This is a genomic window from Vreelandella venusta (assembly GCF_015689495.1).
Classification (GTDB): Bacteria; Pseudomonadota; Gammaproteobacteria; order Pseudomonadales; family Halomonadaceae; genus Vreelandella; species Vreelandella venusta.
This window is the reverse complement of sequence record NZ_CP065135.1, coordinates 2,436,533-2,459,590: the sequence shown is the minus strand read 5'-3', so window position 1 is coordinate 2,459,590 and position 23,058 is coordinate 2,436,533. Positions and strand designations below refer to the sequence as shown.

The 23,058-nt window shown below is 49.5% G+C and carries 22 protein-coding genes; 12 read left to right on the top strand and 10 right to left on the bottom strand.

Features of this window, described 5'->3' with window-relative positions; translation table 11 throughout:
* Positions 1-16: 16 nt before the first annotated feature.
* The 3 genes from dctP to IR195_RS11865 are packed head-to-tail and all read right to left on the bottom strand — an operon-like array spanning position 17 to position 2,925.
* Positions 17-1,015, bottom strand: coding sequence for a TRAP transporter substrate-binding protein DctP (gene dctP, locus IR195_RS11875; protein ID WP_206047644.1), 999 nt, complete (start codon positions 1,013-1,015; stop codon positions 17-19).
* A 52-nt stretch (positions 1,016-1,067) separates the two neighbouring features.
* Entirely contained in the window at positions 1,068-2,366 is a 1,299-nt protein-coding gene (locus tag IR195_RS11870; protein WP_206047643.1) for a TRAP transporter large permease, read from the bottom strand.
* Positions 2,359-2,925 carry a TRAP transporter small permease gene (locus tag IR195_RS11865; protein ID WP_206047642.1) on the bottom strand — a complete coding sequence of 189 codons (567 nt, stop codon included), beginning with the start codon at positions 2,923-2,925 and terminating at the stop codon, positions 2,359-2,361. Before IR195_RS11865 ends, IR195_RS11870 begins: the two co-directional genes overlap by 8 nt.
* 142 nt (positions 2,926-3,067) lie before the next feature.
* Between IR195_RS11865 and IR195_RS11860 the strand changes: the two genes are divergently transcribed.
* A complete protein-coding gene (locus tag IR195_RS11860) occupies positions 3,068-3,997 on the top strand; it encodes a LysR substrate-binding domain-containing protein (RefSeq protein WP_206047641.1) in 930 nt (309 codons plus the stop codon).
* 426 nt (positions 3,998-4,423) lie between these two features.
* Here the strand turns inward: IR195_RS11860 and IR195_RS11855 are convergent, their stop codons facing one another.
* Positions 4,424-5,314 (bottom strand): LysR family transcriptional regulator, encoded by an 891-nt coding sequence (locus tag IR195_RS11855; RefSeq protein ID WP_206047640.1) that lies wholly within the window; start codon positions 5,312-5,314, stop codon positions 4,424-4,426.
* A 161-nt stretch (positions 5,315-5,475) separates the two neighbouring features.
* Here IR195_RS11855 and IR195_RS11850 point away from each other — a divergent pair, with 161 nt between their 5' ends.
* The 3 genes from IR195_RS11850 to IR195_RS11840 all read left to right on the top strand — a co-directional run bounded on the left by IR195_RS11850 (position 5,476) and on the right by IR195_RS11840 (position 9,090).
* On the top strand, positions 5,476-6,342 hold the full coding sequence (locus IR195_RS11850; protein WP_206047639.1) for an SDR family NAD(P)-dependent oxidoreductase: 867 nt from the start codon (positions 5,476-5,478) through the stop codon (positions 6,340-6,342).
* Positions 6,339-7,190, top strand: a complete 852-nt coding sequence (locus tag IR195_RS11845) for an SMP-30/gluconolactonase/LRE family protein (RefSeq protein ID WP_206047638.1) — start codon at positions 6,339-6,341, stop codon at positions 7,188-7,190. Before IR195_RS11850 ends, IR195_RS11845 begins: the two co-directional genes overlap by 4 nt.
* An 889-nt stretch (positions 7,191-8,079) precedes the next feature.
* Positions 8,080-9,090 (top strand): esterase/lipase family protein, encoded by a 1,011-nt coding sequence (locus IR195_RS11840; protein ID WP_206047637.1) that lies wholly within the window; start codon positions 8,080-8,082, stop codon positions 9,088-9,090.
* A 188-nt stretch (positions 9,091-9,278) separates the two neighbouring features.
* Here IR195_RS11840 and IR195_RS11835 read toward each other — a convergent pair whose 3' ends face one another.
* Positions 9,279-9,650: a tyrosine-type recombinase/integrase gene (locus IR195_RS11835; protein WP_479715077.1), complete on the bottom strand. Its 372-nt coding sequence runs from the start codon at positions 9,648-9,650 to the stop codon at positions 9,279-9,281.
* A 531-nt stretch (positions 9,651-10,181) separates the two neighbouring features.
* Between IR195_RS11835 and IR195_RS11830 the strand changes: the two genes are divergently transcribed.
* Together IR195_RS11830 and IR195_RS11825 are read left to right on the top strand one after the other, a co-directional pair.
* Positions 10,182-11,009 (top strand): hypothetical protein, encoded by an 828-nt coding sequence (locus IR195_RS11830; protein WP_206047636.1) that lies wholly within the window; start codon positions 10,182-10,184, stop codon positions 11,007-11,009.
* 70 nt (positions 11,010-11,079) lie between these two features.
* Complete coding sequence (locus tag IR195_RS11825; RefSeq protein WP_206047635.1) at positions 11,080-11,745, top strand: hypothetical protein; 666 nt, start codon at positions 11,080-11,082, stop codon at positions 11,743-11,745.
* Between the two features lie 672 nt (positions 11,746-12,417).
* Here the strand turns inward: IR195_RS11825 and IR195_RS11820 are convergent.
* The gene (locus tag IR195_RS11820; RefSeq protein WP_206047634.1) at positions 12,418-13,782 is read right to left on the bottom strand and encodes an aminotransferase-like domain-containing protein; all 1,365 of its coding nucleotides are present in this window, start codon (positions 13,780-13,782) and stop codon (positions 12,418-12,420) included.
* A 174-nt stretch (positions 13,783-13,956) separates the two neighbouring features.
* Between IR195_RS11820 and IR195_RS11815 the strand changes: the two genes are divergently transcribed.
* The 5 genes from IR195_RS11815 to IR195_RS11795 all read left to right on the top strand — a co-directional run bounded on the left by IR195_RS11815 (position 13,957) and on the right by IR195_RS11795 (position 18,215).
* A complete protein-coding gene (locus IR195_RS11815; RefSeq protein WP_089038592.1) occupies positions 13,957-14,190 on the top strand; it encodes a hypothetical protein in 234 nt (77 codons plus the stop codon).
* A 2-nt stretch (positions 14,191-14,192) separates the two neighbouring features.
* A complete protein-coding gene (locus tag IR195_RS11810) occupies positions 14,193-15,545 on the top strand; it encodes a tripartite tricarboxylate transporter permease (RefSeq protein ID WP_172421015.1) in 1,353 nt (450 codons plus the stop codon).
* A gap of 100 nt (positions 15,546-15,645) precedes the next feature.
* A complete protein-coding gene (locus IR195_RS11805; RefSeq protein ID WP_206047633.1) occupies positions 15,646-16,905 on the top strand; it encodes a hydroxymethylglutaryl-CoA reductase, degradative in 1,260 nt (419 codons plus the stop codon).
* A gap of 9 nt (positions 16,906-16,914) precedes the next feature.
* Positions 16,915-17,820: a hydroxymethylglutaryl-CoA lyase gene (locus IR195_RS11800; protein ID WP_206047632.1), complete on the top strand. Its 906-nt coding sequence runs from the start codon at positions 16,915-16,917 to the stop codon at positions 17,818-17,820.
* Positions 17,821-17,975: 155 nt separating this feature from the next.
* Positions 17,976-18,215, top strand: a complete 240-nt coding sequence (locus IR195_RS11795; protein WP_089038588.1) for a DUF333 domain-containing protein — start codon at positions 17,976-17,978, stop codon at positions 18,213-18,215.
* Positions 18,216-18,734: 519 nt separating this feature from the next.
* On the opposite strand, the gene IR195_RS11790 is transcribed toward IR195_RS11795, so the two are convergent.
* From IR195_RS11790 to IR195_RS11780, 3 genes are all read right to left on the bottom strand, one after another.
* Positions 18,735-19,019 carry a helix-turn-helix domain-containing protein gene (locus IR195_RS11790; protein WP_241006712.1) on the bottom strand — a complete coding sequence of 95 codons (285 nt, stop codon included), beginning with the start codon at positions 19,017-19,019 and terminating at the stop codon, positions 18,735-18,737.
* 203 nt (positions 19,020-19,222) lie between these two features.
* Positions 19,223-19,636: a hypothetical protein gene (locus tag IR195_RS11785; RefSeq protein ID WP_206047631.1), complete on the bottom strand. Its 414-nt coding sequence runs from the start codon at positions 19,634-19,636 to the stop codon at positions 19,223-19,225.
* Complete coding sequence (locus IR195_RS11780) at positions 19,615-20,991, bottom strand: MFS transporter (RefSeq protein ID WP_206047630.1); 1,377 nt, start codon at positions 20,989-20,991, stop codon at positions 19,615-19,617. Before IR195_RS11780 ends, IR195_RS11785 begins: the two co-directional genes overlap by 22 nt.
* A 99-nt stretch (positions 20,992-21,090) precedes the next feature.
* On the opposite strand from IR195_RS11780, the gene IR195_RS11775 reads away from it, so the two are divergent.
* Complete coding sequence (locus tag IR195_RS11775) at positions 21,091-21,981, top strand: LysR family transcriptional regulator (protein WP_206047629.1); 891 nt, start codon at positions 21,091-21,093, stop codon at positions 21,979-21,981.
* A gap of 40 nt (positions 21,982-22,021) precedes the next feature.
* Here IR195_RS11775 and IR195_RS11770 read toward each other — a convergent pair whose 3' ends face one another.
* Complete coding sequence (locus IR195_RS11770) at positions 22,022-22,978, bottom strand: GlxA family transcriptional regulator (protein WP_206047628.1); 957 nt, start codon at positions 22,976-22,978, stop codon at positions 22,022-22,024.
* Positions 22,979-23,058 lie beyond the last annotated feature (80 nt).

Genomic DNA, 23,058 nt, shown 5'->3' with positions numbered 1-23,058 from the left:
CGAGCTAGGAAGCGTATCAACGACCAGCGCGATCCAGCACATCGTTAGCCCATTCGCTACCGATATCGTCGAGAATTACGGGCCATACTGTCTCGCGAACGATTTCCGCATGCTCGGCGATCTGCTCGTCCGACGTTGATACAATGGTGGCACCCGCTTCTTCAAGAAGCTGCTCGTTACGATCCTGATCCGCCTCGGCCTTTTCCCAGCGATTTCTCTCGAAGCGCTCTGCTGCTGCGCTTAAGGCTTCTTGCTGATCTTCAGCCAAGCTTTCGTAGGCGGGTTGGCTAATCAATAGGTACCACATCTCGAAATGTGTGTTGAGCGGTAAGTAATACTGCGTAACATCTCGGAAAGAGGCGTAATAGCCCTCGGCTCCCGAGCCCATGATGCCGTCGACCACGCCAGTTTGGATGGCGGTAAAGGCGTCTGAAAAAGGTAAGGGAGAGCCGATATACCCGATGTTATCTGCCATCAGCTGGAAAGATTTCATCGGTGGCACACGCAGTCGGGCGCCTTTGTCAGCGGTAGGGTCGTTGGCATTATCCACTTCACTATTTAGTGCCACCCCACCGAAATAGACTGGCCATGCTCCTAGAACATGAATGCCCTGATCTGAGTAAAGTTCTTCGACAGTCTCACGCAAAGGAGCGCCCGCTGTGAACGTCTCTTCAGCGTCTTCCCAGTTCTGCACAAGATAAGGCAAGTAGGCTAACTGGAAGCGACGATCAACTTCTGATGACGGAGGCTGAATAGCCATATCCACCGAGCCGATGCTAAGACCTTCCTGCACCGTGGTGTAGTCGCCGAGAGCACTGGCAGGAAACAACCGGATACTAATTGCTCCATTGGTGGCTTCTGCTACGTCTGCTGCGAATGTGCGCGCATCATTATCGATGGCGGTTCCTTCGGGGCGTACATGCGATAACATCAGGTTGGCAGCTTCAGCCATCGTGCTTGCTGAAACCGATAAGGCGATAGCAGCCGTCAGAAACTTAATTGAAGGCATTTTCATTGTTTTCTCCACTTTTTTATTGCAGGTATCGTGCTCGATTTATTGGAATTGATCAGTAACCGAACAGGCTGGGTAGATATTCGGACAGGTCAGGCCAGGCTGAAACAAGTACCACCACTGGCAGATAACCAAACAGGATCAGTGTCATGGCGGGTTTGACTACTTCGGTGAACTTCACCTTGCCAATGCGGGCGCCGAGATAAAGGATGCTTGCGTAGGGTGGGGTTACGCCGCCCATGGCGGTGTTGACACCCATGATGGCAGCAAACTGAATGGGACTGACTCCCAAGGCTTCCATCAGAGGAAGTAGCAAAGGACCGGTCAGGATAATAGCGGTGATATCGTTGACTACCATGCCGATGCCGAAAAGCATCAGATTGATAAGCAGCAATAAAAGGAACTTGTTGTCAGTAACCGCGAAGATCATCTCGACCAAGGCTTGGGGAATACCTTCCCGTACAAACAGCTGACTGAGTATCAAGCTGAACAGGATCATGATCAGGATGGCACCAATGGAGGTAGCGGACTCCTTGCCTGACTCAAGCAGCGTCTTCCAGGTTAGGCCACGATAGATCATGAAACCTACTGGTACGGCGTAAATAACAGCAACTGCAGCGGCCTCGGTAGGCGTCATGATGCCACCGTAAATACCGCCTAGAATTATCACTGGCATTAGTAGTGCTGGTAGTGCATGAAACGTGCGTCGACCGGCATCACGAATTCGCTGGTCGAATGCCATTGGTTCGTCAAGCACCAGATCGAATTTGCGCGACATAAACATGTTGACAGCACAGAACAGAAACATGATCAGGAGGCCTGGGCCTAACGTTGCCAGGAAGCTTGCTAAGATAGATGTGTCCGTAACCCATCCATAGACAATCATTGTGACGCTGGGAGGAATCAGTAAGCCCAGAATCGAGGAGCTTGCAATCAGCGCTGTCGCGTAAGCTCGGGGATATCCTTTGCGCTCCATTTCAGGAATGAGAATGGGGCCAATAGCCGCAATTCCCGTTAGACCGCTTCCGGAAATAGCGCCAATGATGGCGCAACTAATTGTTGCCATTACACCCAAGCCGCCACGAACCCGTCCCACGAAGATGTTGACGAACCTGAGAAGACTGGAGGCAATGCCACTAACGCTCATCAATGTTCCAGCAAAGACGAAGAGTGGGATTGCCAGGAGTATCGGGTTGGTGAGCTGGCTGAATCCCCACATCATCATACCGCGCATTGTCGACTCGCCGATCATGGTCATGACCATGAGAGCCGCACCGAAGCAGTAGGGTAGGGGGACTCCTAGGGTCAGCAACACGATCAGCACAGCAAATGCAAGAAGTGCTATCTCAATCATGATTTTTATCCTTGTTATTATCGGCCAAAACTTTGAATTCCTGAACTTCAGCAGTTTCGGGATAATTGGGGTCACTAGGGGGATGGTCGGGCTTTTGGCGAATACCAAATAGGTAGCCGAGATTGCGCAGCAAGTGCCACAGAGTAAAAATAACCATTAGAACGAGACCGATTATTAGTGCGGACTCATAAATAATGGTTGGTATATAAAGGGTTGGAGTGCTTTTGCCTACCCGAGAGGCATAGCTGATGTAATCCCATGCCCAAGTAGTCAGCCAAATCGAGATAATCACGCTGAGCGCATCGGAAAAAGCCTGCAGATAACTTTTAGCACGATCAGTTTTCAAAAAAATATCTAGCACATTAGCTCTAATCTGAGTGTCTTCACGTGACGCATTGACACTGCCGAGCATATAAAGCCAAAGAGTAGGAATCAGCGTGGCTTCTTCCAGACCCATTACCGGCATCTCAAGCAGGTAACGAGTAATAACCTGAATAAACTGGCTACCTGCTACCAAAATGATAAGAAAAGTTAAGGTATAGCGAAAAAATCGTTCCATAGGGCCTTCTCGCGTGTTTTGTTTGTTTGCCAGGGCCGTAAAGCAGCTTCATCGACATCTTGGCTTTCGTGACGTATAACATCCAATCGTTTGTTTGTATTTATTGATAACATTATGTTGTTAACTATTTCGGAAATTGAACATGCCAAAGTTGACTTATCGGCAGATCGAAGCCTTTCGAGCAGTCATGATCAGTGGAACAACTAGGGGAGCAGCAGATATCCTTTATGTCTCCCAACCTGCAGTAAGCCGCTTGTTAACTGACTTCGAGGAGACTATTGGGGTTAAGATGTTTGAACGGCATCGGCGCAGGCTGGTTCCTACGCCGGAAGCGCGCTTCTTCTACGAGGAAGTGGAACGGGCCTTCGTCTCACTTGAAAAGCTATCTCGAGCTGCTGAAGAGCTGAGGGAGTTCCATCTGGGATCGCTGCGTATCGCTTCCATGCCTGCTGTGTCGCTGGAGTTTCTGCCAGCTTTGACCGACCAGTTCTGTCGACTACATCCCGGCGTGTCAGTCACCTTGCAGGTGCGCAGTACCCAGCAAGTAGCTGATCTAGTGGCCAGTCAGCACTTCGACCTAGGGGTAATCTCAGGCATAGAACTTAACGACCCGAGTATCGAAGCAAGCGTTCTCGCAGATAGCCGCTTGGTCTGTGTTCTACCGTCTGGGCATCGGCTAGCCGATCACAAGGATATTCGGCCGCGAGACCTTGAGGGCGAAATTTTTGTCTCACTAGGCTCAGAGCAGAGTATCCGCCACAAGATTGATAGTGTCTTCGAACACGAGAACGTCAGCCGACAACTAATGATCGAAACACAACTAGGGTTCGGTGCCTGCGCCTTCGTTCTGGCTGGCAGCGGTGTCTCATTAGTTGACCCTATTACTGCTTGGCACTATCAGCGCTTAGGTCTAATCGTAAAGCGTTTCGAGCCAAGAATTCCATATCGTTACAGTTTGATTTTACCTAAACAGAGAGGGCAGTCCGGCCTTACCAAGTCCTTTCTAGAACTGCTGAATAGCTCGCTGATAAAACTAGAAAAAGAAACTGGTGGTCTTTTTGAGAGACAGTGAGTTAATTTTTGATAGCGGGGTTGTGGTTCTCTCAAGATGGAAAACATTAGAAAGCTCCATCTAATCGGCTTTTGGCTTTTTCTACTTTGCCGAGTATAACCAGCAAGAGGGCTTTAGTCGTATCTATGAGGTCTGAAAACGCTCGAAAAAGCATTAAAAATTTAATCCCCTAGCTACTTATATAGCTTTTTCCTGTAAGACTGATCTTGGCCGAAGACCAACATTACCAGTACCGCTAATGTCGGTTTTGATTATAGCCTTCTACATCCCACTCACCCTCATCACCTCTCGTTATCGCCTGCGTCTGATTTCCATTAGCGTGAGCCAGTCGCGGGTGTGGATGATGCCGGTGTAGACTCGTTCGCAGGCGAGAAGGGGCTAGCTACAGATATCCAATGCCGTCAACATTTTGTGGGGGAAAGTATTTTATTGAGCCGAACGAATAAAGGCGTCAGCTGCAGGAGATAAATGGCGGTAACCCAACACGAGATCGAAGTGAGCTTCCGAACCCGGTAGCGAACGATAGCTGATTCGGTCTGCCTGAAAGCCACTCATGCTTTTGGGAACAACGGAGACGCCGCTTCCTACGGCTACCAGAGACAGCACCGCATGCATCCCATATGCCTCTTGCGCCACTCTAGGAACAAAGCCTGCATTGGCGCAAAGGCGGATGACCTGCAGGTGAAAGCCACGCCCCTCCACCATTGGCCATAGAATGAAAGGTTCGTCAGAGAGGTCAGCAAGCGTCAGCGTTGGCCGACGACATAGAGGATGACCTTTCGGGATAGCCATGCACAAGTGGTCACTATCGAAGCGTGTTTGCTCGATATCTTCAGTCTTCGCAAGCGGTGGAATCAAAACGCCCACGTCGAGTGTTTCGTCGCGTAACGCATCAACCTGTGCGGCCGTCGTGAGCTCGCGTAGCTCAAGACGAACCTCTGGATGATTTGTCCGAAATTCACGAATGACATCAGGCAGTCGCCCATAAAGCGAACTTCCCACATAGCCTAGGCGTACTAAACCTGATCTGCCTGCTGCAACATCTTGCGTCGCGATGACCGCTTGTTCTGCTCGTCGAAGTGTCTCGTAGGATTCCTCAAGAAATCGCTTGCCTGCAGGGGTTAAGCCAAGCACACGGTTGCCACGTTCAATAAGAGTGACATTGATATCGCCCTCCAGCTTACGAATCGCACTGGTAAGCGGGGGCTGCGACATGTTCAAGCGCGCAGCAGCTCGGTGAAAGTGTAACTCTTCCGCCACTGCCACAAACTGCGCCATGGCGCGTAAGGTGATGCGCGTTTTGGTGTCATTCGTCATGCTGCAACTCCGAATAGGCCATTAGTGACTTAACAGATCAGCTATTTATTTAGCGCCGTAATATTAAAAATATATCAAAAGATCATATTATTAGTATTTTATATATTGAATTTCCCCTTTCATACTTTTGACTCGTATCCACAGAAAGCAAGGAGTATGAAATGGTGCGCTTTGATAGGCAGGTGGTGCTGATTACCGGAGCAGGTCGTGGGCTGGGTTTAGCATATGCCCGGTGTGTTGCACGCCTTGGGGCAACGGTGCTGCTGCAGGATAATGGTGCCAATTCTGCGGGGCATGGAACCGATCCGCAGGTGGCGGAGCAAGCCGCCGAGCAACTCCGATTGGAAGGTCTGGATGCAAGAGCCGTCTTGGTGGATATTGGTTCACGTGAAGGCTGCCATGCACTCGTACGCAGTGTTCTGACCATCCACGGACGAATGGATGCGCTGATTCATAATGCAGGGTGGGTCGCCTACAACAACATTGACGCGATAGAGGAGAGCGCCTTCGACCACATGATGGCCATCGCCGCCAAGGCGCCGCTTTGGCTCGCACAGGCAGCTTGGCCTGCGATGAAAACAGCGGGCTATGGCCGTATCGTCATGACTACGTCTTGTCGGGCACTCTTTCCGCAGTATGTTCAGAGCGGGCTTGCTTCCTACGCAGCTGCCAAGCTGGCGGTAGTGGGAATCATGAATGTGCTGGCTGCCGAAGGCCAACAGGATGGGATTATCGTCAATGCGGTTTCCCCCGTTGCCAAGACACGCATGTGGGGAGTCGAGGAGGAGCCAGACGAGTTGCGCCCCTCTGATGTTGCGCCAGGCGTGGCATATCTTGCCTCTTCACAATGCGCAGAGGGTGGCTGGATACTGCGCGCCGCGAACGGTCAGTTTCATGCCACCAAAGCACTGGAAGCAGAGGGAGTTGACTATCCGCGTGATCTGCGTGCAGTTGGTGCCTCGACAGCGGATGAGGTAGCGGCGAACTGGGTACTGATAGCTGTTCCTAGCTTAGAGCCCCGTTCATGAGCGAGGTGGCCTTTGCCAGTCAAGCCGTGCTGGGAGAGTCGCCGGTCTGGAGCGCTTCCACTAATCGGCTGCTATGGGTAGATGCCCTGGGTGCCTCACTCAATCTATTCGATCCAATAACGGGCCAAAATGATGTCTATGCGATGCCCAGCCCGTTGGGCTTTATCGCGGAGACATCGGCTGGCCAGTGGATCGTCGGCACCGGTTGCCATGTTGAGCGAGTCAGTAGGTCAGGTGATCGACAGAGAATAGCGACCGCGCCGCATGGCAAAGTAGGATATCGGTTTAATGATGCTACCCTCGACCCGTTCGGTCGCCTGTGGGTGGGCCTGATGAATGAAGCGCTAAAAGAGGATTCGGGCTATCTCTATCGGCTTGACCCTGATGGCGCGTGGTACACGGTCGATTCGGGATTCACGCTCATTAATGGCATTGACTGGAGCCGTGATAGGAGCACGCTCTACGTGACTGACTCCCGCAAGGGTGTCATCTACGCCTATGATCACGACCCCTTATCCGGCGAGGTTAAAAACCGGCGCCCCCTGATCCTTATTAACCCCCATCAAGGCAAACCGGATGGGCTAACGGTGGATAGAGAGGGATGCTTACTCAGTGTTCTTTTTGATGGCGCTGCTATCGCCCGGATATCTCCAGAGGGGGATATTGCCAGTACGATCGCGCTCCCCGTCCCGCGCCCAACCAGCTGTGCCTTTGATGTAACGGGCCAACACCTCTACGTTACCTCTGCCCGGCTTGGTTTATCCAAAAGCGAAATAGCAAGAGCGCCCGCCTCTGGGGCGCTGCTTAGAGTTAACTATCAGCAGGTGACGGGTGAATATCACAGGTAAGCGTTGCCCAAGAGAGCATCGCGCATCGTCTGCCCCTCATTAAAGCGATTATGAGCACTGTTCAAAAATTACCCGGCTGCTCCATGATAACGAGGACGGTATCAAGCAGCGCTAGTTTATCGATCCTCACGTCAATGTATGCTGCAGCTATGGCGCTGGCAAATTTGTGGAACCTTAGCTGGCTGGAACGCTGCAGCGAGACTAACTGTGAAAGCCAAGAGTATCCAGCTCAGTTTGGTGCAGTACCACCCTAGCCAAGATGCATTAAACGGTAGCGTAAAGGTGATGAATGACCTAGGTCATGAAGTGTCCACTATCGACTAAAAACCTAAGCGCTCAAAGCAGGTTAAATATAACTTAACTTAACTGCTAGGATCGAAGCTTTATTCTCCAAAATAGGGGGTGTAGTGGCTGGCGTATTCGATTGTCCACATCAAAGCTGCAAAGCGGAGTATAAGGTTAATCCTTACAACAATGCTTGGATGAACTAGCTGGTTGTAGTTCTATCAAAATTGCTAACAATCCAAGGCAGAGGGACATACTTTGCTTCGCTGCGCTCAAAACGCAAAATATGCTCCTGCTTGGGGGAGTTAAATCTCTACTTCATTGATACCTAAAAGACCCCTTGTGTCCGGAAACAGAAGTATAGAGCACTATCGACAGAAAATGGCCTTATCAGCAACATTTGGTTGCTCGTATTGAAAATGCTGTGCATCACACGGGGTGATTGGTGCTATACTGCTCTATATATGGTGCCAGGTGATGTCAATAAGTTAAGAGGCGGTTAGACACACATTTTAATATTTTTTAGTGCGCGTTGCAGCGGAATATCAAACGCGCTATCTAATATAGCTGTTAGTTTCCGAAAAGTCTTTAGAGGAGTAGAAACATGGACTTTCCTAAAACCCGCTTCTTAATAAGGCTCAAAGAAGACATCACCAATCGTCAAGAAAGTATTGAGAAATTTCTAGATCATCTAGCTCGTGTGGCTGGTGTTTATAAAGAAGAAATAACTGATTTAAATATAAGAAAAGGCTGCACTATTGTAGAAGGATATATGAACCGCGCAGCAATTGAACGATTATATGAATTTTATGAGCACCTTAAAGATAATGAAGCAGATACCGACGAGTTAAGGGCTCTCCAATCAATTATTATGCAATTTAATATTGAAGCATTGATTGATGTTCCCGCATCTAACGAAGTGAAAAGATTCAAACCGGCACATAAAAATAAAAAAGTATTTGTTCTTGTTCACGGATGGGGTGGAGACAAAGAGAGCACATTTGGCAACTTGCCGGAATACCTAAATAGACAGCTTAATATCGATATAGAGGCTTATCCATATCCTTCTGGCTGGCTAAAAAAATCGCCATCTGTTACTTTTATCGCCAGAAATTTAGACAATTGGATTAGAAATAATTGCCAAAATTGTGAAATAGGAGTTCTTGGGCATAGCCTAGGTGGCTTAGTAACTCGTTATTTCGCGGTCATACAAAAACACCGTAGAAACCCTTTGCCGATTAAGCAAATCACCCTGGCAGCGTCGCCAACAAATGGCGCTCACCTTGCGTCTCTAGCAACAAAGATTCCATCATTCAGTTCAAGCCAAATAGAAGAGCTACGCCCTAATTCTGGTTTTCTCGTGGATTTAAATGAAAGGTGGTCTTTATGGTGCCAGGATAATATTCCAAATTCTTGCCTACTTGCGACGATATATGCTCTAAACGATAAGGTGGTCAGCTATACTAGTGCAATTGGAGGAGACAACGAAGCGATACCTATCTATGATGAGGATCACATAAGCATTGTTAAGCCGAAAAATAAAGAAAGCGAAGTCGTACTTACAATTGTGCGGCTTGCAAAAGAGGCTGGTCTTAAAAATAAAATGAATGGTTAATAACAACCACATTAATAAAGACATCAAAAAGCGCCACTCGTTCCTCGCTATGCCTTTTGCTGCCAGCAATGTGTTGTGCGTAACATCAGAATAAGTTGAATGTCCGCTCCTGGCCGAACAACGACGGCCCGGGATAGGCCGTCGTTTGTCCTTATTAAACTTCTGTCTGTTCTGCCATTTCCAACGCATCATCGACCTCCATCCCTAGATACCTGACTGACGGTGTTTTCCAGTTTTGTGTGACCCAGGAGCAGTTGCACTGCCCTCAAGTTTTTCGTGCGACGGTATATCAGCGAAGCTTTCGTGCGACGCATCGTGTGCGTGCCATAAATGGACACATCTAGACCTCTTTCGGTACCCCAAGCTTTGACAATACGGGCATATTGGCGCGTTGAGAGATGCTTTGCGCTATTGATTCGGCTGGGAAATAAGAAGTCTTCGTTTCGGAGCTGAGCCAGCTGTATCCAGTCGATAATAGCGATACGGGTTTGCTCGGTTATTCGAACTGGACAGGTCGATGCGTTTTTTGCTGCATCACAATGGCTCGTGGGGATATGCACGTGCCATGGGCTATATCCCGTATTCGTAAATTGACGAGGTCGCAGCCTCGTAATTTGCTATCGGTGGCTAAATTGAAGAGGGCGAAGTCTCTCGTCTTTTTGGCAAGCTGTAGACGAACACGGATGGCCCAGATGTCTGGAAGGCGCAGAGGCGCCCTCTACCCAACCAACTTGCCTTTATTACAAGGTGTAGGTGTGCAGGAGATTTCAGTCAAAACGTTCATGGTGTGTTCCTCCATTAGGTGGAGGTCAAAGAATGGCTCAACTCACGCTCTTCATGCGCTAAGGTTAACTTACAGTCAGGGTTCGACCCCAAGCGGACATGCCAGGAAATGCAGCAGGCGCGCGAATTTTGAATATGCTGCCTAATAAAAATTAATATAATTAAAAATCATAGGCTTGGGAAAATCTGGCAGGCGGCATTAGCCGGAAAAAAGTGCCGGCACGTTCCTTCAATCATAGAACGTTCCGTCTAATACGCTGTTAGATTTCCGGAAGGTCCTCAATGTTTACATTACATAGGGCAGGGAGATGAGCGAATCAAAGCGTTGGCAGATCGGAACTGGAATTGCCATAACTGGAATTCTATTGACTATCTTTGGATTCTGGCTAGATGGACGTCGCAAATCATTGGAAACTTGTGAAGTATTAAAACTGGAACTCATGAACAAAGTTGCAGCGTTTGAAACTCAAGAGAGTGCAAGATTCGAAAGAGAAAGGCGTATATCTGTGTTGGAGGAAGAACAACAACGACTTGAGAGGAGGATTGAGAAGGCAAACCAGTATTTCGATGCTCAAGAGGAAGAGAACTCCGTTGCCATTCTCAGTCAGACAATATTGGATGCGGAAGCTATGGCAAACCATGATTATGATCATCGCTTTTTCAGTCGCCCCACACAAAACGGAAGAAACGTAGGTGATATCTGGATCGAGTATCTTAAGCAAGCTGGCTTTCCGCCTAATCCGACGGCAACAAGAACGTTGGTGCGTGAGTTTCTTAGGTTGGGATTGGATGATACTGCAGCTAACCAAATTGCGTTGGGCGTCCCAGCTGACCAACGTACTGTTAATTACGTTGTCGAGAAGCTCAGAGAATTGGAGCGAAGTCTCGAGCGGAAGCGTGATCAAAACTATTCACCTGAATTTCAGGGTGTTGGTAATAGGACAGAAATTGTTGGCCCGCTTAGTCAGGATTTCGAGCGCATCGAAGAGCAGCTTTCTAGTGTGTATGAAAAGCAATCAGATGGCCTCATCACTGGCGAGCGTCTTGAAAGAGAGATTGACGCTATTTGCAACCAAGTTTCAGAAAAAGGTTGTGATCTGCACAGGCGGACTAATATTAACTGTAGAGAAATCTAACAAGTGGCTCCAAATCGACGCGTTTCCGCGCGCTTGAGCTAGGCGTTAGCCATGAAACCTACGAGTGCATATGAACGCAGATGAAAAGATACTCCAGCGGCTACAGCAACTGATTGATCGTGGCCTGGAAATTAAAAATACCAAGCAGTCTCCCCCGTCAAATTTTATAGGATTCGATGCGACAGTAGACTCAGAAGCCGCGAATCAGTGGCATGCAAACGCAAAGAGCATCCTAGGAAAAGCTTTCGGAAGAGATAGCGAGCATTATTCATTATTTGAAACTTGCTTCGAGAAAGGCGTAACTTATTCCCCTTTCGTTCGTGGTATCGGAATACTGAAGGCAGCTCAGGAAGATCTTGAATATGGATACATTCAAGATGTAAAAAATCTTGTAGCAGCAGAAATGTTTTCTGATCTTCTGGAACAAGCTTCTGAGCTGCTTGACGCTGGCTATATTGGACCAGCGGCAGTGGTTGCAGGTGCTGTCATTGAAGATAACCTGCGTAAGCTATGTATAAGCCATTCCATCGAGCTTCCCGACAAACCAAAGCTAGACTACATGAACTCCCAATTAGCTAAAGAAAATGTCTACAACAAGCTTACTCAGAAGCGTTTGACCGCTCTTGCTGATATCAGGAACTCTGCCGCTCATGGCAAGTGGGACGATTTCGCTAAGAAGGATGTTGAGGATATGATTTCTTGGGTAATGTCGTTCGCGGAAACGCATCTTGGCTAACAAGTGCAGGCACAGCGACGCCCTTTCTATTGCGCCTTCGGCTCTATTCCAAGGTCACGCGTGCTGCAGGAGTTATGTGCAAATTGAACTTTGAATGGCTTCGATCAAGTCCCATAGCGAGGAAGTAGTATAATAAATGATGAACTGAATGACCTGGTTCTTTCTATAAATCTTGAAGTGAAAGATGACTTTCAGAGAGGTGCTACAACGACTTGGTATAAATTACCAAAAGAGGCCTTAGCTGATGACGTCATCGATGCACTGCATGCCCATTTTGAACACTATAGAAGCAGTTCGTTAGATGATGGATTCTTGGTTTTGGCACACCCGGAGCCAGACGAGTAGGACAAGCACATAACAAGGCAATTAAATTTATTCCGACCCAATGGGCATCCACCGGCTGGCTTTTTCTCCGCTTTGCTGAGTAATAGCCGCCGTTTATTGCTGGCGTTATATCAGCACTGCCTAAAAGACCGCTCTTGGCCGTAAGCAGCCCATATATGCCACAAACAGAATTAGCAGTGATTGATATTATCCAATGATAAGCTTTTCTTTTAGCGGCTTGCGCATAGGGGCACTGGTATACGCAACGGTATACTTTTCGAGTTTGCATATAAAATCTTTTAGATTTATATGTTTGCTTATAGTTTTAGACTTACCAGTAGCCCAACCCTACCCCAAAAAACGCTCAAGAAACCCCAAAAACCGATGATCATTGGCATAGGCAATATGCATACGCATAGACGATGCATCCGGCCCATTAGGGCGTAGTGAAAAGATACTGCCAGGCGCGATGAAAATACCTTCGTCCGAGGCTATTTTGGCAAGTTGCATCGCGTCGATATTATTCGGCAGGCGCGCCCATAAGTAATAACCTTCACCAGGCCCCTCTATATTCTCAAGTCCCACTTCTTTCAATGCAGTAATCGTACTGGCACTGGCCTTGGTAATACGTTCGCGAAGCTGTACCAGGTGACGGCGGTAACGCCCGTGGGCAATCATGTCGTGAATCAGGCGCTCGCTGAAGGTGGAGCTGTTAACGACAGTCACCATTTTGATATCGGTAAGTGCATTAACCAGCCCAGGGTTGGCCGCCAAGTAACCCGAGCGAATGCCGGTGGAAAGCGTCTTGGAAAACGTACCGACGTAAATCACGCGACTCAGATCATCCAGTGCTGCCAAGTGAGCGCTTCCTCGGTGGAGTAGATCAGCGAAGGTGTCGTCTTCTACCAGAATCAGGTTGTAGCGTTCTGCGAGTGTCAGTAGCCGATACAGCTGGTTAAGTGAAAGGGTAGAGCCCGTCGGGTTATGGGCATTAGGCTGGAGAAAGAAAACATTGGGGCGATATTGAATAATCTTGCGCTCCAGGTCATCTAGGTCCAGCCCATCGTGGCTGCGGGAAACGCCAATCAGCTTGGCCTTGGCCAGGCGCAGCTTGCCAAACAGCGGGTAATAGCCGGGCGTTTCTACCAGGACGCGGTCGCCTGGGGCGATTAGGTGGCGAATAATAAGATCAAAGGCATGATTGGCGCCGAAGGTCAGCAATACCTGTTCATAGGAGGCGTGGATGGAGCGCCCAGCCAACACCCTGGCAATCGTTTCACGCAGTGGGAGATACCCTTGAGGAGCACCGTACTCGATATCATCATTGCCGATAGACGTTAATCGCTTGGCTTGCCGCGCAAGCGCCGCGCCGCCCATCCAGCTGGCGGGCGCTCGGCCGTCGCCTACCCGTACCTGAAAGTTACCTACCAACTGCTCCCTCAGAAGCGAGACGCTATCGACGGCTTCCTTTAGCTCGTAGGTCTTTTCCCGCGCTTCAAGCGCGGGGGGCTGCGTAACAAAAAAGCCTGCCCCTTGGCGGGCACGCAACCTGCCCAGCGCAATTAACTGATCATAAGCATCCACAATGGTGTTTTTTGACACTCCATGCTGCCGGGCAGCTTCGCGTATAGAAGCGAGCCTAGCACCTGGGGCAAGGCGGCCTTCGTTGATAGCCTTGATAATGGTGTCGGCCACGTGCCTGGATTTCGACATGATCCGTATCTTCCGCAAAACGGGTTAAGCCCGGTGAAATCAGTGTACCTGTCTTTTGATGGGTACAGTACTTCGTACAATCTCGCCAACTGTACCTATCAGTACTCAGCAAGTTTACCCATCATGTGCTCCATTAAAAAAGACACATCCATAATAAATTCAAGGAGACACGCTATGTCTGAAAAGAAGAATCGGTTTCTCAATGTGTGGGATGACTCGGTGAGTGGGAGAGATCTTCTGCTGTCACTGTGTATTTCGACGCCGTTAACACTAGGCGGCTATCTGCTTGCTCCAGCGCAGCCTCCGCTTCCTCTTATTCTTGGGTTGAGCGGCGCTATTCTGGGCTTCTTCATCAATGCGCTGCTATTTCGCCCTAAGCGGCAGCTGCAAACCGGTGAGGATAAGTAGTCATGGATCCCGTCTTATTACTTCAAATGTTGGCGGCTGCGATCATTGCCGTCATCGTTTATACCGCGATCGGTGTTGCACCGGGTACCGATGAAACCGCCGTACTGGCTCCGGTAACGCTGGCGCTGGTGGTCGCGGGCATACCGCTTCCCGTGGTGCTGGCTTTCTTTATGGCGGCCATTGTTGCCAAGAAGCTGACCGACTCCATTCCCGTTTCGGTAGCCGGTATACCGGGAGGGGTGATGTCGGCACCTATGGTTGAGCACGCACTGATCTTGAAGCGTGAAGGTCATGCCACCCTGGCGATTCGTAAAATGGCGTCCGGTTCGGTCATCGGTACGCTGGTGGCAATCCCCATTAGTCTGTTTCTGGCTTTTCTATTGACACCCCTAGCCGATGTGCTTGGCCAGTATGCCAGCCAGATATTCTTTGGCGGGGCCGTATTTCTTGCTCTGATGAGCAAGGAGAAAGTCATCAGCCTGATCAGTATTGTGCTACTGGCAGCATTGATTCAGGGCTTGCGGCACCTGTATTGGGGGATGGGCGTCATTCCGGAAGGGCAGACTGTATTCATCTCGTTCTTCTTGGGCATCACCATTGGCCCGATGATGTTTAATCTGGCACAGCTCACGGTCAACAGTGAGCGCCATAAAATGGCGGAGTCTGAGCCTAAGCAGATCCAGATCTACGGTAACGATGAGAAAGGGCAGCTACCCAATCCATTTCGCATTCTGACGCGTCAGGAAAGCGCCTCGGCCGCAGCTAGCTCTGTCCTGGGTTCGGTCACATTCTTCATGAGCCCGGTCGGCATCACGATCTTTCTGGGTGAAGTAATGTCGAGCTGGGTGAAAGGTACGGTCAATAAGGCTAGTCGCGCGCTATCTTCAATGGATGCCGTCACCAACGCCTCTTACATCGCGGGCATCTTGATTCCCTTAGCGGCACTAGGCATACCGATGAGCCCGATGGCGATTGGCCCAGGCAACGCTTTCTTCAACGCACCGCCGGTACTGACGCTCGAGCAGAATGCTCACCACTTGATGAGTTTTTCCGAAATTACCATCGCCAGCATTTTGGGTGCCGGTGTCGCTTTGCTGATTACCTACCCGATTGCGGTTCGGTACGCACGGCGTATCTGCATCTTTGTGTTCAAGCACATTCCTCACGAAGCGTTCCTGGCGATGTTCTTCTCGCTGGTCATGCTGCTTGCCTATATGGATGCCGGAGTAATGGGCATTTTGGGCGTGATGGTGCTGGCACTGATGGCAGGTCTACTCAACCGTTGGGGCGTCAACTATGGCGTGCAGTTCATGACGCTTTATGCCGCACCGTGGCTTTTAGGGCTAATCGCTTAATCCGTTTGGATCCATGCCTGACGCATATGCTGACTCTTGGTAAATCGTACACGTCAGGCACATTTACTTATTCAACCTCAATTGATCAGAGGCATTATTCATGGCACACAGCACATCCCGCATTCCTGGTTTTTATCAGCTTACTCCCAGCGAGCGGCTTGAGAAAGTCATCGAAATAGCTGAGCTCGGCAGCGAGGTTCGCACGCATTTCTCTGATACGGGCAATATCTCGTCGGCCACTGCCGATGCCATGATCGAAAACGTCATTGGTACGCTGAACCTGCCAATCGGCGTTGCCACCAATTTGATTATTGATGATGAGGAACAGCTGGTACCCATGGCGACCGAAGAGTCTTCCGTGGTCGCCGCCGTGTGTAATGCGGCCAGGCAGTGTCGCGCGTCGGGCGGGTTTCATACCGATACATCAGAACCCATCATGATTGCGCAGGTGCAGTTGCTGGATGTGCCTAACCCCGAGTTTGCACGCCTTCGGCTGCTTTCCGAATTCGAACAGGTAAAAAGCATTTGTGATGCAACCGACCCAGTACTGCTCCAGCACGGTGGGGGGTTCCGTGACCTGGAAGTGCGCGTTCTCAACAACATGCTGATCGTTCATCTGCTGGTGGATGTGCGTGACGCCATGGGTGCCAATGCTGTCAACTCGATGGCGGAAGCTGTCGCGCCTTCTCTAGCGGAGTGGAGCGGTGGTCGCAGCTGTCTGCGTATTCTGTCCAACCTCGCTGATCGACGCATTGCTCGCGCACGTGCTACCTGGAAACTTGAAGATCTTGGCGGGGAGTCGGTACGTGACGGTATGCTCAACGCGTATCGCTTCGCAGACCAGGACCCTTACCGGGCAGCTACCCACAACAAAGGCATCATGAATGGAGTTAGCGCTGTCGTGCTGTCAACGGGCAACGATACCCGCGCGGTAGAAGCGGGTGCTCATGCCTACGCCGCTCGCACGGGGCGTTACCGTTCCTTGACACATTGGGAAGCCGATAGCGAAGGGAACCTGACCGGTACCTTAGAAATGCCTATGCCGGTAGGCTTGGTAGGCGGCGCTACTCGATCGCACCCTAGTGCTCGGCACTGTCTTGATATTCTGGGCGTTAAAACAGCGGATCGCTTGGCGCGTATTATTGTCGCGGTGGGTTTGGCGCAGAATTTTGCCGCCATTAAGGCGCTGGCGACCACCGGCATTCAGAAGGGCCATATGGCACTGCATGCTAAAAATATTGCGGTAATGGCCGGGGCCGAGAACGATGAAGTTGATCGTATCGCAGCGCTGCTTGTGGATGGCGGTAAGGTGCGTGTGGATATCGCCCAGCAACTGCTTGAACAGCTGCGTAACGGCTAAGGAGACAACATGGCCTTGCCATCCTCTGTGCGCCTGGTCGAGGTCGGTCCGCGCGACGGTTTGCAAAATGAACAGACGTTTGTGCCTACTCACCTGAAGCTTGCGTTTATCAAGCGCCTGGTGGAGGCGGGTTGTGCAAATATCGAGGCGGCGAGCTTTGTGTCGCCTCGCTGGGTGCCGCAAATGGCCGACCATCGGGAAATAATGCAGGGCGTTGAGCGACGCCCTGGCGTTGTCTATTCAGCCTTGACACCTAACCTGAAAGGCCTTGAGGCAGCGATTGAGTGCGATGTTGACGAAGTCGCCGTATTTGGCGCAGCAAGTGAAGCCTTTTCTCACAAGAACATAAACTGCTCTATCGCCGAGTCGCTCGAGCGTTTTGAGCAGGTGGTAGAGCATGCGCGCCAGGCCGGGCTACGTGTACGGGGATATATTTCCTGCGTGCTTGGCTGCCCTTATGAGGGGGAGATCGCGCCTTTACAGGTGGCGCGAGTTGCCAAGGCGCTATACCAGATGGGCTGCTATGAGGTATCACTGGGCGATACGATCGGCACCGGAACGCCATCAAAAGCCAAACATATGTTGGCGGCTGTTGCCGCTCAGGTGCCAATAAATAACCTGGCCGCCCACTGTCATGATACCTACGGCCAAGCACTTGCGAATCTCTATGCGATGCTGGAAGAGGGCCTAAGCGTTATTGATAGTTCCGTCGCCGGTTTGGGGGGCTGCCCCTATGCCAAAGGAGCTTCTGGCAATGTGGCCAGCGAAGATGTGGTGTATATGCTTGAGGGTTTGGGAATCGAGTCAGGCATTGATTTAAACGCGCTGGCAAGAACGGGGGATTGGATCACAAAAGTGATCAACGTACCCAATCGGTCACGCGCTGGCAGCGCCTTGATGGTGGCAGGGGGATAGCGTATTCAACCTGACTTTCGACATATTAGAAGCAGGTCATCATTTCTGGCTGCCATGCCAAGAAAGTCCGAACGTTGACTATAATGAAAGAATATCAGCGGGTTTTGCGCTGCTAATAATCACTGTTCAACGTAACAATGCAAAGGGAGAAGCACATGGCTCGTTATGGCCTGTTGGTTTTGATAGGGATGGCACTGGCGGGATGTTCGACCCTAGGTACTACTGATGGCGCTAACCAGGCGCAGCAGGTTGCCGTCAATTACTGTGAGCAGGAAGGCGGCGAGGTGCGATCGCGCCAGGAAGCGGGCAAGACTCGTCAGTATTGCCACCTGTTAGAAGGACGGGTGGTAGAAGTCAATCTGCTTTATCAGACGGAAGGTTTGCGCGTTCACTAAGCGAGGTGCGGCGTATGCGTTGTCGTACCGGCGCTTGCCTAGTGTTTTAACTATTCTTGATTCAGTGCGTTGACAACAGTTGTGTTGGAGACGATGGACAGCAACGGTAGCTGGAAGAGGCACTTGCGCGTGAGCTCGAAGCGGCTGGCCACAGTATAGATTGGAACACGGTTATGCGCGCTTGATACGCTATCGGCTACGATTGAAGGGCCGCTGCAACGGCCTCGAAATGCACTTTGTCAGGTTCCTTTCTGACAACCTTTAAATCGCGTGTGCCGGGACTGGTTTTGCGCTGCCACTACAAACCAGCCCGTAATGCGGGCGTTATAAATCGCTACATCAGTGATACCTAAAAGACCGCTTTTGGCCGATAACGACGGCTTGGCCTAAACCGTCGTTTAACGAATTTATGGGATAGCGCTGAAAATGCGACGAGACTTGAAGATGGCTCTTGTCAATTAACCAAAAACCTATCAGCGCGGTTAACGGCAGAGCGGGGCAATGCTAGCCAGACACAACTCAGGAGTTGCCGCCAAAAGTTTTACGCCAGTCGCGTGGGCTGACTTGATGATGTTGCCTAAAATGTTGACGGAAAGACGTTGCCGTATGAAAGCCTACTTGTTCCGCAATCGCTTCCACTGACAGGGAGGTGGTTTCCAGCAGCTCGCGCCCGCGCCGTAGGCGCTCATTGACAAGCCACTCCACCACCGTCATTCCGGTTGCTTTTTGAAAGTGGCGCGTGAAGGTGCGTCTGCTCATGGAGGTTCGAGCGGCTAGCTCATCGATGCGATGCGAGCCGACCACGCTTTTCGCTCCCCCTTGATCATGCGCTCCAAGCGGTCGGCTTAGTTCAGGTGTTAGTCCTACTATAGGGTTTGAAAACTGAGCAAGATGAAGACTGGTGGACTAATGCTCATTCAAACATTCATCTCGAAAACATCCATGACAACATGGCGTTCCCACAGAGCTGCTTGCCCATAGGGTTGGATTCTAAAGTGCAGTGATACTCAATCTGGGGTGAGGTCGGCAGTTTCCTGCAGGTATCGCCATAGAGGCTTGCTATCTTTTATATCAATGATAACAACGGAATAACGAGACGAACTTGCCTCGGCTTCTTGGTGGATTTCGCGATAACGCAGGACAACGCTGTCTGCGCTGACGAGTAATGTTTCATATTGTTCAATGAGGATTGAAAGTGAGGGGCGTGTACCTTTATTGTTGCGAAACAATGCATCCACTTGAGATTGGTCCATTACGCTACCTGATGTTGTCACCATGGTAAAAGATGGACAAAAGCTACTGATAAGCTTCTCTAACGAAGCATCTTGCTCGGCGCTTCCTGTGAATACATCTTGAATCCACACGTGCAGATCTAGAACACTACGATGGGCAACGGCGATTAACTCTTTTTCGGGTAGCATGATGATATATCCTCGTTTGGCTTACGATTAAGTTGTTTTATGATGAGTAAAGGAGTGACGCCAATAAAAGCAGCGAGCAGGAATGTCAGTTGATACGCCGACATATCATTGGCGTAGTGCTGCAGTACATTGAACAGAAGAGTGAAAAAAGCGGCGCCAAGGCTAAAAGACATCTGACGGTTGAGGTTCCAAACTGCGCTGGCCTTGATTAATGTTGCTTCGTCAAAATCCATCATCGCGGTAGTTTGTGCCGTATTGGCGCTCACACCGCCTCCTAAGCCCATCAATAAATACGCAATAATAAGTAACGGAATGTTGGAATGGTGGCCAACAAAAAATAGCACAGCAATACCGGCAGAATGTGCCAACATACCAAACAAAAATAGTGAGCGAGCGCCAATGCGATTATAGAGTCTACCACCTACGGTAATCGCAACTAATGAGCCAGCCCCGTAAAGCACCATCAACATCCCCGTTTTTTGAGCAGACCAGCCTAATACCTCTTGAAGAAAGAAGATATTCAGTAAGTTTACTCCTGTGAAGACGCCCGGCACCGCTAAATACACCAATACAGAAAAACGCATATGCGTATTTTTAAATACACTCAAATCAAGAATGGCATGCGTGGTTTTACGATAATGGTGTAAGTAGAGAACGCTGAACCCCAATCCTACGATGAGAAATAATATTGGCAGTAGTTTCGAACTCGCATTTGCATAAATAGAAAGTCCGATGAGTAATGTTGCGAGTGAAGTACTAACAAATAGAAGTCCTTTCATATCTGGTGGTAGCGCTTTTTTGGTTTCAGAGCGAATCCAATAAGCAGACAATATAGCGGCCAATAAACTAAAGGGAATGTTGCTGAGAAAGACCCAGCGCCAAGATGAATAATCAACAATGATACCGCCGATACTGGGTGAAATAGTCGGAGCAATTAATGCAATACTCATAATGAGTGTTGATATTTTGCTTCTTTCTTTATTTTTAAATAAATTAAAAGCCAGCGCCTGGCCTACTGGTATCAGTAAACCTCCTCCCACGCCTTGAAGGAAGCGAAAAAAGACGAGCGAGTAAAATTCATTCGTCATACCTGAACACAGTGCGCCGAGCGAGAATACTAGCATCGACACGGTCATCGTTTGCCTCGCACCAAACTTGCTCGCTAACCAATTACTAATCGGAATAATCAGCGTTAATCCTAAAATGTAGCTATTGGCAACCCAAGTCACGCTCGACTCTGAAATTGATAACTCTTGAGCAATATCCGGAAGGGCAATCGCTGACATAAAAATATTAATACAATCAATAAAAAATCCGAGCAAGAAAATAAGCGCGATACGATAACGATAAGCCATTGGTGATCCTGGTGTAAATTTAATTACGAGAATTTTAAAGCATTTGACTTGGGACTGTTAGCTGTTTAAAATAAACGCTGAGTTAAATCAGGGTAAACGATGATGTTTAATGAAATTAAACGTATTCATACGTTTATTACTGTGGTGGATAGTGGCTCTTTTACTAAGGCAGCCAATCAATTGTTTATTAGTAAAGCCATGGTTAGTATCCATATAAAATCGTTGGAAGACTCGCTCAATGTACCATTGCTTATTCGTAACTCACGCGGATTCATTATGACCGAGGCGGGAGAGTTACTTTATAACGATTTTAAAAATATCTTCTCTGATATTCACTCATCATTAGACAATGTTGTTGAAAAGCATCACTCCTTAACCGGACACTTAAGGGTCTCGTCCACCGTCGAATTTGGCGAGGTATTTCTTATTCCGCTGATTGGTGAGTTTTGTCATGTTCATCCAGAGCTCAATATCAGTTTTCATGCTGACTCATCACTCAATAAATTATTGAATGAGAAAATTGATCTTGCCGTAAGACTAGGAACGCTCGATGATTCAGCCCTAAAGAGTCGTAAGCTTGGCAGCTTCTCTACTATGATAGTGTGCTCCGCCAATTGGTTAGCACAAAACCCTTTATCCTCATTAGAGGATTTAAAAACAGCGCCGTGGATCGCTAACAGTAATCTCAAAACGCCCAACCAATGGACGCTACACAGTGGTGATAAACAGATCTTTCAACTAAAGTTTTCAGCAAAATTTAGCGCCAACTCCTCCATCGCAATCAGGTCCATGGTTCAATCTGATTTAGGTGTTGCGATTCTTCCTGAGTGGGTTATTAAAGAGCAGCTACAAAGCGGAGAGTTCGTCGAACTATTTCCAGATTGGCGTTTACCTAAGCAAGACATCAGTGTGGTTTTTACTGGCGATCATCGTGTTCGACGCCATTGCCGCTTATTAATTGACTATCTAGTAGAGAATACCCATTTTTAGACGCTAAAAAGAACCCATATTGGTGTAAGGAAAAACTCTCCTACTTGGAGTTGCCGCCAAAAGTTTTACGCCAGTCGCGTGGGCTGACTTGATGATGTTGCCTAAAATGTTGACGGAAAGACGTTGCCGTATGAAAGCCAACTTGTTCCGCAATCGCTTCCACCGACAGGGAGGTGGTTTCCAGCAGCTCGCGCCCGCGCCGTAGGCGCTCATTGACAAGCCATTCCACCACCGTCATTCCGGTTGCTTTTTGAAAGTGGCGCGTAAAGGTGCGTCTGCTCATGGAGGTTCGAGCCGCTAGCTCATCGATGCGATGCGAGCCGACTAGGTTTTCTCTCAAATAATCCAATAAGCGATTGATATGGGCGTCTTGAGTGGAAATGGCAACCGGTTGCTCAATGAACTGCGCCTGCCCACCTTCGCGGTGCGGGGGAACCACCATAATACGGGCAATCTTGTTGGCAATCGTTGCGCCGTAATACTCGCGCACCAGGAATAAGCAGCAATCTAGGCCTGCCGCCGTGCCTGCGGACGTGACTAAACGATCCTCCTCCACATAAAGCGCATTGGTGTCTAGCTTGACCCTTGGGAATCGGTCACTAAAGTCCTGCTCGGCGACCCAGTGAGTTGATGCCCGCCTGCCGTCGAGCAGTCCAGCGTACGCCAGTGCATACGTGCCGTAACAAAGACCCACCACATGAGCGCCCCGTTCATGGCAGCGGACAAGCGCCTCGGCCAGCTCAGACGGTGGCGGTTCATCCAGGTCATGCCAGCCAGGGACTACGGCTATATCCACGTTATCCAAGAGCGTTAAGCCGCCGTTGGGCTTTATTGTCATCACCTCATCACTCTCTGGCGAATCTTCCCAAGCTGCAACGATGGACAGATCGAAGAGTGAGCGATCAGGAAAGGCCATGCCGAACACCGTATAGGGCACCGAGAAATGAAAAGGAGTGATACGGGGATGGAGAATTAAACCTACGCGGGGTAAGGACATGGGTAATTCCTTAGCTGTTCTTAACTTAACCTTACCATGGTGGCCCAAAACTTTCGAACACTGACTTTCAGGCCAATTTT